This window comes from Paenibacillus sp. DS2015 (assembly GCF_050433705.1).
In the GTDB taxonomy this organism is placed as follows: Bacteria; Bacillota; Bacilli; order Paenibacillales; family Paenibacillaceae; genus Paenibacillus_AQ.
The window spans coordinates 1-12121 of the sequence record NZ_JBNPWS010000004.1; the positions used below are offsets into that span (position 1 = coordinate 1).

At 38.7% G+C, this 12121-nt stretch carries 10 protein-coding genes, 1 tRNA gene and 2 pseudogenes; 5 read left to right on the top strand and 8 right to left on the bottom strand.

What is annotated here, in order from left to right; translation table 11 throughout:
• Nucleotides 1-561 precede the first annotated feature (561 nt).
• Both istB and istA read right to left on the bottom strand, forming a co-directional pair.
• The gene (gene istB, locus J2T13_RS05025; protein WP_429368946.1) at nucleotides 562-1266 is read right to left on the bottom strand and encodes an IS21-like element helper ATPase IstB; all 705 of its coding nucleotides are present in this window, start codon (nucleotides 1264-1266) and stop codon (nucleotides 562-564) included.
• Nucleotides 1263-2846, bottom strand: a pseudogene (gene istA, locus J2T13_RS05030) (IS21 family transposase). Before istA ends, istB begins: the two are co-directional and overlap by 4 nt.
• A gap of 223 nt (nucleotides 2847-3069) precedes the next feature.
• Here istA and J2T13_RS05035 point away from each other — a divergent pair.
• Genes J2T13_RS05035 through J2T13_RS05055 form a run of 5 tightly spaced genes read left to right on the top strand, consistent with a single transcriptional unit; the run spans nucleotide 3070 to nucleotide 5397 of the window.
• Nucleotides 3070-3606 (top strand): tyrosine-type recombinase/integrase, encoded by a 537-nt coding sequence (locus J2T13_RS05035; RefSeq protein WP_429368948.1) that lies wholly within the window; start codon nucleotides 3070-3072, stop codon nucleotides 3604-3606.
• A gap of 16 nt (nucleotides 3607-3622) precedes the next feature.
• Nucleotides 3623-4228, top strand: coding sequence for a hypothetical protein (locus J2T13_RS05040; RefSeq protein WP_429368950.1), 606 nt, complete (start codon nucleotides 3623-3625; stop codon nucleotides 4226-4228).
• A gap of 29 nt (nucleotides 4229-4257) precedes the next feature.
• Nucleotides 4258-4749 carry a tyrosine-type recombinase/integrase gene (locus tag J2T13_RS05045; RefSeq protein WP_429369436.1) on the top strand — a complete coding sequence of 164 codons (492 nt, stop codon included), beginning with the start codon at nucleotides 4258-4260 and terminating at the stop codon, nucleotides 4747-4749.
• Entirely contained in the window at nucleotides 4742-5014 is a 273-nt protein-coding gene (locus J2T13_RS05050; RefSeq protein WP_429368952.1) for a hypothetical protein, read from the top strand. Before J2T13_RS05045 ends, J2T13_RS05050 begins: the two co-directional genes overlap by 8 nt.
• A 44-nt stretch (nucleotides 5015-5058) precedes the next feature.
• Entirely contained in the window at nucleotides 5059-5397 is a 339-nt protein-coding gene (locus J2T13_RS05055) for a tyrosine-type recombinase/integrase (RefSeq protein WP_429369438.1), read from the top strand.
• A 333-nt stretch (nucleotides 5398-5730) separates the two neighbouring features.
• Here J2T13_RS05055 and J2T13_RS05060 read toward each other — a convergent pair whose 3' ends face one another.
• The 6 genes and pseudogenes from J2T13_RS05060 to J2T13_RS05085 form a co-directional block, all read right to left on the bottom strand.
• Nucleotides 5731-6030, bottom strand: a complete 300-nt coding sequence (locus J2T13_RS05060; RefSeq protein WP_429368954.1) for a tyrosine-type recombinase/integrase — start codon at nucleotides 6028-6030, stop codon at nucleotides 5731-5733.
• A gap of 654 nt (nucleotides 6031-6684) precedes the next feature.
• Nucleotides 6685-7416, bottom strand: a pseudogene (locus tag J2T13_RS05065) (NAD-dependent protein deacylase).
• 412 nt (nucleotides 7417-7828) lie between these two features.
• Complete coding sequence (locus tag J2T13_RS05070; RefSeq protein ID WP_429368956.1) at nucleotides 7829-9010, bottom strand: tyrosine-type recombinase/integrase; 1182 nt, start codon at nucleotides 9008-9010, stop codon at nucleotides 7829-7831.
• A gap of 205 nt (nucleotides 9011-9215) precedes the next feature.
• Nucleotides 9216-9282, bottom strand: a tRNA-Ala gene (locus J2T13_RS05075).
• A 466-nt stretch (nucleotides 9283-9748) separates the two neighbouring features.
• A complete protein-coding gene (locus J2T13_RS05080) occupies nucleotides 9749-11449 on the bottom strand; it encodes a hypothetical protein (RefSeq protein WP_429368958.1) in 1701 nt (566 codons plus the stop codon).
• Nucleotides 11450-11718: 269 nt separating this feature from the next.
• Nucleotides 11719-12006 carry a hypothetical protein gene (locus J2T13_RS05085; RefSeq protein ID WP_429369440.1) on the bottom strand — a complete coding sequence of 96 codons (288 nt, stop codon included), beginning with the start codon at nucleotides 12004-12006 and terminating at the stop codon, nucleotides 11719-11721.
• Between the last annotated feature and the right edge of the window lie 115 nt (nucleotides 12007-12121).

The following is a 12121-nucleotide window of genomic DNA, read 5'->3' on the forward strand; positions in this document are numbered from 1 at the left end:
CTATGCTTGCGAGTTTCGTTCTCACGGTTTCTCCAGTTCTGTGTCTGGTCCTTGTTTCCTCCGCAAGCGGTCTCATATGTCACTCTCCTTCCCTCTTCTGGCATTACCCAGCCTCTTGGGTACTATGAGAGTGTCCGACTTCCCATTAGCTTCCACCTTTCTTGCCTCTTCAGCTTGTCGGGTATTACTCTCTTTTTTTTTTCTTTTCTTTTCGAGAGAGACTTTTTGGGATCTCCCTAGGTTTCCACACTCTCGTAATGTTCAGCTAGGTAGGGTCTTCGACCCCGGATAGGTCAGACTAGGCTTGCCCTTGTCGCTTAGTCCAATGTTGCTTTCCACGTTCCTAACCGCTTCAGCCACTATCTTTATTTACACTATTTTCGGGGCTCAATCCCGTTCACCGCTGGGATACCACCCAGTCAATTCTACCTCGCTGACTTTCTGTCTACACTTAAATGTTGCCGTTACCGTCAACACTCCAAGACTCGATACAGGGCGGTTGGCTATACCTTACCCTGACAGGATCTCCCCCTGCTAGATTGTGTGCCCTGCTAGGACGTACTAGGATTGATGTGTTAAACGATCAATCATAGCTGCAGTCATGACGGGATCATGAAATATCTCCTCCCAAGGTTCAAAAGATAGGTTGGTTGTAATAATGGTAGATTTGTGACCGGCACGAAGGGATAAATGGGTAAATAAGAGTTCCGAGCCTTCTTTATCAAATGAAATGTAACCCATCTCATCAGCAATAACCAAATCATATTTCTCAAACCTATTTTGAAAAGCCCGAAGTGTCTGCTGTGATCGACATTCTTTAATCTGGTTAATTAGTAAGGGGACTGTCGTGAACCACACCTTATAGCCCTCCATACAAGCCTTAATTCCAAGTCCCAAAGCAAGATGGGTCTTACCCGTCCCTGGATTTCCAGATAAAATAACGTTGCGTCCCTCCTTAATAAAGTCCAGGCTTTTCAATTGCTTCAGCTTCTTCTGCGCATCTTCAGGCAAATCGTTGATGGACAAATCCTCCAGATATTTCTTGTGTGTGAATTTGGCTGAACGAATACGGTTGTACCGGGAGGCTTCAAGCCTTGCATCACATTCCTTTTGCAGTAGATGTGCCAAAAGCTCTTCATAGCACATTTCCTTTTGGTTTGCTTCTTGAATCTGCTCCTCGACATGTTGTCGTATCATGGAGAGTTTCAACTCTGTACATGATGTCATGACGGATTCCATCCATGCTTTTCGTGGGGATTGACTCATGCAATCACCTCTTTCATTTGTAGTGTATGTGTGCCAAACAGTTCGTCATATTGACGTAATTGTGCTTTAGCATGCCTTAATATGGCCTGAGAGGCTTGTGAAGATTGTAGAAGAGGCACTGTTATATCTCGCCTTTTTGCACATAACGCTTTTATTTTATCTGTCGTTACATGGCTTGGGTGTATATTACATAGTTGCTGAATGCTATGTTGCACTTCTTGCAGGTTGGCTTCGTTAAACATATATTGTAGCAACTCTACAAAATCCTTCTCATGTCTGGTATAATAAGTCTCATATATTTGTTTGATGTGGGATTGAGCCTGCGCAAGTGCCGTGCTACCGGCTAATGCGCCAGGCTTTTTCTTTAGGGTTTCAAGGTAATGAGAAAGTTCCAATCGCCATTCATGACATCCAACCAGTCGGTGATGTTCAGCTACCTTCGTTTCCTCAACAAAACATTGAATAAGACCAGAGTAGATTTTCACGAAGACGAGCTTGCCCACAAGATGGTCGGGAACGGAGTAATGGTTCTGGTCCACAACGACGGTTGCATATTTATCTACCCGTGCATGTGTGACACGTGCTGCGTCAAAGATAGGCCCTTTCGCTAATAAGAAAGGTCGTTCCTCCTCTAAACAAAAGGTCGCTGACTTACCTTCCCGGAGGTTTTGAGACTTATTGTTCAGTCGATCACATACATCTTGTAGATAGATATTAGCTTCCTCCAAGGTCTCAAACGTATCCCGAAAGGCGAATGCTTTACGACGTGCGACCTCAATGGTTCGCTCTACATGGCCTTTTTCGTTGCCACTGCGGACGTTACAGAATCGAAACCCAAAGCCATATTAAAGAGACAGTTGTAGTAGTCCATCCGTGGGTTCTTTCTCTGTACCGACAAAGCGTTTGACCGCAACTTTCATATTGTCGTAGACGAGCGTTTTATACACACCGTTAACTTGTTCGAAGAATCTGGCATGGGCTTCTTGAAAGCACTCTGTGGTTTGTTTAGTGAACAGGTATGCATAGCGATAGTTTCCATAAGCAGAGGTGAAAGCGGCCATTTGGAATACACGAAGCGTTCCATTCACCGTAATTTTGACTTCACCCCAATCGAATTCACATACATCACCAGGTTCGTATGAGGCTTTAATGTAGGCTTCTTTCGTTTGTTGTTCTAGTTGTCTAATGACACGTAACACAGTGCTGTAACTGATGTCTGCGCCATCTGCTGCCATGGTCTCATATATATCCATCGGCTTCTTTTGTTGCTTACGTTGCCCTTTTTGTCGTTTCTCTTCATTCTCATTTAGATGCTTCTGAATGGTTTGCTCCATGGCTTCCGTCAACTTACGCTTGGGTCGTTTTCCTGTTGTATACGTTGGGGTTTCTACAATACTACGGATAAGTTCAATTTGCCCACCATCTCCATTTAGTAGTTCCTTTCTTTGTTCTTCATACTTCTCAATGTATTTACGAATGGTTTTACGATCCACACCTGTCATTCGGCCTATCTCTCTCTGTGATCTCCCTTCTCGATAATTCATCAAGATAATATTTTGTTTTTGAATCAAGCTAATCATCTCTCCCAACCCCCACATCATCGTTATGATTCTATGGGTTATATCGGTTTGGGTGGGGGAGTTTTAAATGATTACGTTGGCGTACTTTTAAGTTAACAGATACATAAGCGAATGTATCTATTGCATAAAATCGTTTTTTTTCTTTTTAAATCAACATTGGGGAAATCCCAATCCTGCTCTGAGGCTAAGGTCTATTACAGCTCCTCGATATCGATTTAGAAAATTGCCATCAGAGAAACAATGCAACGAGCTTTTTGATGTAATAAATAAATATTCCAATCATCCCACACTTGAACGTATAGCGTTTAGACTCATGCTAAGACTTGGTTTTAGATCTAGTGAAACAGCTCAAGTTAAATGGTCGGACATTAATATCTACACAAAAACGATCATTGTTCATAGCAAAGGAGGTAAAGAACATCTTTTACCCTTATCTGGAAAACTGCTTGAAGATATACATTCACTACAGGGAGCCCCCCCAACTTCGAGATATCTTTTCGGTAATAAGCCAGTTTCTATTCAAAGAAAACTCAGACAAAATTACCAGTTATATTCTCTCATCGCAGGATGGTCATTTCCTGGATCTTTGCATATATTTCGGCACACATTTGTAACTAGATTAGCAAAGCAAAGCGTATTACCTCAATTGTTAAAGGAACTTGGAAGATTTGATAAAATGGATACGGTAAGCCTTTACTTACATGTATCCCAACATAGCCAATTTCTAGCTAATGAAATAAATAAACTTAAATTTAATTAAAAGGAGAGTACCTATCGTGCCTATGTTTGATGATGAAGTGGATCAAATTGTAGAACTTGAGCTTAGTCTAATGCAGTTGGCTGAGAAATTCGGACCTATTCAAATTCAACAAGCTCTTTACAATCAAGATCTTCTACCAACTTATGCAAGATCCGAAAGTGAACAAAAACTAGTCCTTCTCAGTGATGCTGTTGAACATTACCTAGAAAGTGATTCATTCCAATCATTAGCACCGTCTTCCAAGGAGGTATACAAATATGAAATAAATATGCTTGTAAAATACTGCAAAGAAAAAACGGGACAAGATCCTAACATCAAGGCAGTTGCTTCTGCTTTATTTCTACAGGAATATTTAAAACCCGTAAAAAAGGATAATACCCGTTCCAAAAAATCAGCCTTCCTTCGAAGTATACTCAGAGAAACACTTAGTCATTTTTTTAATCAAGATATTAACAATCTAAAAAAAACACTACGTGTAACGACTGATAAGTCTCGTAACGTTCCTCGAGCATTTGAAAGTCAACAGATTGATGAACTCTTGTCATTAGCTAGATTAGGTCGGGAGTCACAACGAAATTTCACTATACTATATGGGTATTTCTTGGGTCTGGTATACGCTTAAGTGAACTCTGCAGTCTCCAGATCGGAGACATTAACTCCTCAAGTCAAGAAATTTGGGTATTTGGAAAAGGTAATAAAAACTTCAAAGTGGCCAACACAATAACAAAGTCAGCACTTGACTTTCTTAACTCATATGTAAAGTTTCGATATGGAACTATAGAAAACCAGTCCAATTATAGGAACCTTTACATCTTTTCAGATGACAAAGGAATTTCCCCCCTTCATGAAAGTACTATCCAGAAAATGATGACATCTCTTATTAAAGAGGCAAAATCGATAAATGACAAAGATAAAAATAATTATCAGTTATCTGTCCACTCATTACGTCATTCTTTCGCGTTATACTTGTTAGAATCTGGTGTTAACATTTACGTAATAAAAGAATTGATGCGCCATAAATGGCTAAGTTCAACCGAAGTGTACTTAAAGCTATTTAATAAAACTTTAGTAAATGCTATTAATAAACATCCATTAGCTCAATTAAAGGTTAGTGATCTCTATGGAGGTGTTGTTTATGAATAAGGTATTGTTTGAATCAAAGTACTTTGATTTTTGGCTAAATAACGTGAGACTAAGTGCCAAAGACAATGTTATTACGCACTTACGTAAATTTGAATCTTTTCTTAGCTGTAAGGGATTTTCTGGCGAACTTGATTTTGACAACTTTCACGGTAGTCTTAAGTATCCAGGAAGGTTCCTGCCAATCAACGAAAAGGATATTGATGAATTTGTAGCATATTTACGTGATCATTGTAATTCATCAAAATTTGTTCTTTCAGTAATATAGTACTAATCAATGAAGGGCAAAAAAATGCAATCCGGATAGTTGCAATAACCCCTGCGCTTGCAATTGAGTTAGCAAGATATGTAAACCATCCTGATTACTTGCGTTATGCAAACAACGGGGACGAGTACTTGTTTAATCATAAAGGCAGACCTATGTCACATCAAAAACTCTCCAGATTAATAAAAACGCTTTGTAGTGAATCTGGGATTGAACAAAAAGTTACGCCTCACGACCTTAGACGTACTTCGGGTTATCTGATGCAAGCAGGTGGAATGAACATTATTGCAATCCAAAAACAATTGGGTCACGAGATACTAGCAACAACTATGCGTTACGTTCCACCTTTAGTGGACCTCGCAAAAATCTTACAAGAGACAGATTGAGAAGTATACTTTATGTATTTGGGAGCACGCCTGCAATAAATTAATTTGAGGTTTGAACTGGAAAAGCGCCAGTAAGAAAGTAAACCAGTAAAGCCCATCGTTACTGATACTCCTGGCGACATGATCCGAAATGATCTAGCTTAATCAATTTTCTAAAGAATTTGAGATTGCGAGTTCGCGTCTAAATGACGGGGGCTTTTTCTTGTCCAATGGCTCTGTAACATACTCCTTATGTTTCGCTTATCAACTTTATGGAGAAAATGTAAACATAATCGTTGAATAAGAGAAGTATCAACTCTACTAAAGGAGCTTCATCTTTGTTGTTCGTAAGTTTTATTTTTTTAATAACGATTCAAATTTATCTGTAGCAGCTTGATCAGCTGGTCGAAGAGCAAGACCATAGATATTCATTGTTGTGGTAATGCTTCCATGACCAAGCCGCTCCGATATAATTTGGGCATGTATACCCTTGTTAATTAGAATTGTAGCAGATGTATGCCGCAGGTCATGAAATCGAATATATCTGAACCCACTTTTCTTAATGAATTGTCTAAACCAAAGATAGGGCCGCTCGTGATGGAAAGGCTGCCCATTAAGATGGGAGAACAAGAAAAACCAATCCCCGCCAATCATGGCTTATTTCATTACGTTCATGTAAGCGGTAAGCGTAGTAATTCTTCATACAAATGATAAGACTCTTATAAATGCTGGGTTTAGTGTGTGGAACAGTATCAGTGATATTGGTAGTACAGAAGGCTGAAAAGTGCATTGATGTAAAATTGATGTAAAAATTGGTCGGAGTACAACCTAAATGAACATAAAGATGACGCCAGGAATTGTTGATTCTGTGTGGAACCATTCAAATGCAGCATCGCATATTAAGGAACATCTTTAATCGCGCAGTTGAATGGCAAGTTATTAAGCGTAATCCCGCAGGGGATGTGCAAAAACCAAGCTAGTCCTCTGCTCTTTCTATCTCCGCGACTACCGTCTTTCTCAAGTTCACTAAGAAAATCAACAATATGAAGAGGCTTGATAAAAAAAATGACTCCTGATTTCAAAGGCCACTGTATAGATCTATGTAAATCAAATCGGAATCTTTTGCGAAGCTACTTATGCGAAGGATTCCTATTATTTTTATTCAGATTCGTATTCCCGTACACTTGACTACAAGAACCCTATTGATTGCAAGATAGAGAAACATAAAAAAATGGCTAATTTAGTGTTGTCAATCCAAAATTAGAGTTCCCCACTTAATTAATTTGTATCACATTTCTCAGAATTATGTTATTCAGCAAATAACGCACTTAACACTTTAGAAATGCTATCAGAAATAATAAAGTTGGCTAATCCATCCATGGGTGTTGGACTATTATTGATTAAAAGGAACTTGTCTCCATCATAGTTCCGAATTAGACCTGCTGCTGGATGAACGGTAAGTGAAGTCCCAGCCACAATAAGAACATCGGCTTGTTTAATATATTTAGCAGCGATATCCAAAAGGTTCGAATCCAAGTTCTCCTGATACAGTACCACATCTGGCTTTATATATCCGCCACATTTTTGACATAAAGGTACGGGATCACTACATTCAGAGATCGTGGCTAATGAATATTTCATCTGACAATTTATACAATGGTTTCTTTGTATAGAGCCATGTAACTCAATCACGTTATTGCTTCCAGCACATTGATGCAGACCGTCAATATTTTGTGTAATTATCGCTTTAAGATCTCCTCTTTTCTCCAACGTTACTAAGGCCTCATGAGCCGGGTTAGGCTTAGCATCTGGATAGATCATTTTGGATTTTTAGAATTTATAAAACATCTCCGTGTTCTCTAAAAAAAAGTCTCTACTCAAGATGTCTTCTGGAGTATAATCACCTTCCAATTCAGCGCTATATAAACCACCAGCGGATCTGAAATCCTGAATTCCACTCTCAGTTGATGTTCCCGCTCCTCCAAAAAAGACAATGTTTTTGCTTTGATTGAGGATTCGTTTAAGCTCATTAAAATTCATATACTTAGCCTCCTAATACTATAATAGCCCAATAGGGTCGAATACACTCTTCTGTTATGGAAAATATTTATTCAAATAAAAAGGACACATGATAATGGAGAAATAGATTAATATGTTTCACAGTGTAAGAAGAACATGTTCAACTAAAAATAAGCTGGTAGTGTTCGAACCCAGAATGTTTTGACTAGTACTGAAAACTAATTTTATTTGTGCTGAATTTTTCCAACCCCATAACATCAGCCAAAATAAGATGGAATTGCATACAATGAACTATCAAATCGGCAAGTTGCAAATTCATATGGTCAAGATTGGATCCCTCACTAAGCCATGATTACACAACTATAGCTTAAAAAATGCGATGAAAGTATGGTAAGAATTAAAATTCATGTATTTTCAAACTCTACAAACCCTTTTATTTCGAGTATGAATCTATACTTCTTCTTTGAAGAAGATTATTAAAAGTATTCGCAGCTGCTTGGTCAGCAGTTTGCAGGGCATGTCCATAAATATTCATCGTGGTTCTAATATCCGCATGTCCGAGGCGGCTTGAAATTAATTTTGCATGAACTCCTTGATTTATAAGTAAAGTAGCTGATGTGTGACGTAAATCGTGAAATCGAATCCGTCTAATATTAGTACGTATTGTGAAACGAGAAAACCATTTTCCAGGAGCAGTATGAAAAAACGGTTTACCAAACTCTGAAAAGAATATAAACAATTTATCACCAGACTGCCATGCCTCCCCGATGGCTTGTTTGTATTGCTCAGCATACAAGAAATATTCTTTCAATTCCGGTAAAAGAGAGTCTGGAATCGATACTTTACGTTTTGAATTTTTAGTTTTTGGTTCTTTTATGATATTCTGACCGTAACTATAGCTTAAAGATTGAACCACATCTATCGTGCATTCTTCAAAATCAACATTTTTCCACTCCAATGCCAACAATTCACCACGACGAAGTCCGGTTGTTAACGCTAATGTGATCATAATACGCCAATGGACAGGCTCTTTATTTAAAGCTTTAAAAATTATTTCAACTTCGTGTTCGCTATATACATCTACGACTCGTTCTTGAACTTTTGGCCGTTTCACAGCAGAAACTGGATTAATCTTAATAATCCGCCAATCAACAGCTCTTTCAAAGATATCCTTTAAGATTCTATGAATGAAGCGAATCGTAGTAGATGAAAGCCCTCCAGGTTTACCATCTTTACGTGAACCTTCACGTGATAACTCGTCCAGAAAATTCAAGATCTGAATTGGTTTCACATCGGAAATTCGACGCATTCCAAAGTAAGGTATAATATGATTTTTTAACATGTGATTATAGGTTTCAATAGTTTTTAGCTCAAGATGTTTACTTCCGTATTTCCCCTTCCATTCTTCAAGGAATGCTGAAAAAGTCATCTTTTCTGGAGCTATGTATTCTCCTGCTTCAACTTCTGTCTGGAATTTGACTAGTTCCTTTTCCGCTTCTCTTACACCGTTAGCCTTTATGGACTTTGATCTTTTAATTCTCTTACCTCGAGCATCATATCCAGCTTCTACAATAAGTCTAAATGAATGTTTCCCTCGCTTTTCTATACTAGCCACTTGAAGTACCTCCCTTGAAGAAAATATACTTTACATTCTCTCCTATTGAGAATTCATTAAAAATTAGAGAAAATTACTCTCCATATTATTTCGTCCCCAATTCGTCCCCAATACACCAAATTCAAAAAACTAATTAACTAATAAAGCATTTATATAAAACAAAAAAACCCTTACATAGTAAGGGTTTGAAGGTTAAAATTTAAGGTGGAGCCTAGGGGGATCGAACCCCTGACCTCATCACTGCCAGCGATGCGCTCTCCCAGCTGAGATAAATCTTAAACTGCATTCAATTCTTTTGGGGTATTGTAAACAACCAACTCGCTCTACCGCATTGGTTAGTTGCAATACCCAAAAACTTGTTTCCATTATGTTGATTAGGTCAATTCCATACATCAATCTGTAACAATGGAGTAACCTTCGATGATTCTGAAAAAACCTTATTACGGTCATACGGTCATGAAACTCAATCTAAATATGCATATCACAACATGCGAGCCCAACCAAAACTAAACAAGCTGATTCCTGTAGAAATACAGGAACCAGCTTGTAGCCTAGATGTTTTTACAATGTCTACTAATTGGGTTCTTGACCAGATTAAGCAAGAGCCCTTATTCTATATAAGCTAAAGTTATTTTAGTTCGCGTTAGCTCAAACGTTGGTAGCCAGCTCTTTTCAGCTGAATAACACTGCCACTATCTCACATCACATTGATTGACTTGTTCCCAATAAAAGTGCTTGTTAATCCACTAACGGGATGGAATAGAACAACCGGTATCCATTGCTGTTGGTAAACCAGACAACTTTATCTCCACTAAGGATTGGGTCGCATTCCGATAATAGAAAATTCTGAATGGTTTGAATATCACCGGTGGCGTCTCCGTTCCCATCAATGAGTACATATTTCAAGTCACCCGGATTATTCTTCTTATCGAATTCCTGCCAGAGCACCATCATCTTGTCGTCTGTTATCTTTACCAGTTTAGGTATGGATGCGATAAGGTCACTGCCTACATATTTAGCCAGGGTAATATGGTTAACCGCAGCACTAGTCATGCTAGTCTTTGGCAATACACTAAGGATGATATCCCTCTGGTCTGTTTCCAAACCAACCATCTCATAAGAGGTATACTCCCTGACCAGTGAATGGTCAATGGTATTCATTGCGACAATATAGTTATTCGTCGACATCTCGAATCCACCTATAGAAACGCCGGTGCTATTAGCCCCGGTATTACCCGGAATATCAAACAGGTCTACCTCACTGTAGCTGGTGCCGTCTCCTTTGTTCAATACGATCGAACGGGGATAAGCGTCACCATGATCTACAAGGACATGTGTATTTCCATCAAACAATACATATTGATCGAAAGAATGGCTGACATGATTTTTTTGAAACTTTCCCATATTATTAGTTACGGTCATATTGGATGTATTGACTATAATCGTGAACTGGGATTGATGATTCAATCCATCATCTGTCGTATATCTAGTACGAGAGGTGTGAAATACAAGCGTATTCCCCTGCTCCTCCATCCGTCCAGAGCCCGCATCAAAAGGTTCTACTGTGAAGCTCTCCCCGCCTTTGATAGAGACACTGTCGATCCGTTTGAAGCTTTTATCATAACGTACAATACGGATCACTTCTTTATTATTATCCTCTTCACGGTTTTCTTGTCCAAAAGCAATATAATTATACTGCTCACCGTTATAGAAACCGCCGAACAGCGGAAGCTCGTTAGCTATACTTTTATTGGCGATTAATTCATATTTTTCGTCATACGTTTCAATCGTAACCTCTTTGTCAGCCTTGATCACACTTAACGTCTGATCATTATTATTTACAAGATATGATGTAACCGTACTCTGCCATCTGGGAAAATCAGAAGATACAGCGTTACTCTTGCCTTCACTTGCCGTCTTAACCCGATACGTATTGTTGGCAGTCTTAGAGAACATAGATATTTGATTGGATTGATTGTCATATTCAAGATCAAATGGAACTTGACCAGCCAAATCTCTCAATTGAAAATAATTGTTCCCGTCAATATTGTATGCGGTAATCAGTTGCGGCTGCCCGTCGACCAGAACTTTCGATGTGGAGAGCTTGGCTGTATAAGTTCTGCTGCGGCTATAATATACCGAGTCTTCTTGATCCTCTGAAGTATAGGGATGTCCTGTTGTGATCTCAATAGCGTTGCTCTTACTATTCCAAGACACATCGAATTGACTGGGGGTACCCGAGAAATTGTTGGCAATATCACGCAACCTAAAATAATTACTCCCCGCTATATTGAATCCGTGACCCTCTCTCTGTTCTCCGTCAAAATATGTACTGCTTTCCGTCACTGTAGCCTTCACAGTGTTGTCCGCAAAGGTTGTGGTACTAATCATCGGTGAAGCCATTAATAGAATAAGAAATAAACTAAACATCCGTTTCATTCTTCGTCTCCTCCATTATGTACATTAATTTTGTGAAAGCAGCTGCCAGCCCCATTGACCGTGTCCGTCTTTCGTTAGGACTGCACCTAACGCTCTTCAATCACTACTCATATTTATCGGTCAACATCCTTCACTATCTTAATTACGGTCTCGCATCAAATTTACGTGGGAAAGGTATCTGAATGAATTGTCGTTTATCTGCAGTGAAACTGAGGATTCCTTCATAAAAAAAAACCACGTCCAGAGGACGTGGGTGATTTATATGCTCATTATTTACGTTGGTATTCCTTATTTGCTGTTTCCAACATGGATTCCCAATTAGCAAATTTCGTTTCCCTATTCACATGCCGATCAAAAAGTTCATCAGGTATGTTATTGACATCTTCTTCTGTTTTTACTTGAAAGTTCCCTTTGATTAAAAACTCATCGAAATTCTTGTAACTGGAATACTTACTCATGAACGCTTCATTAAACAAATTCTCCAAAGATATATGATTTGGATCTGCTTGAATCGTTTTTTGACCTTGTAAATCATTCATTAGTTCTTCCATTGTCATTGGTTTTTGTCTTCTCAAATTACCACTCCTAATTGTCATAATACTATTTCAAACTAACTTGTTAATCCTAAAATAACGTGGATACCATCACCCTAATATCATATCACTTTTTATA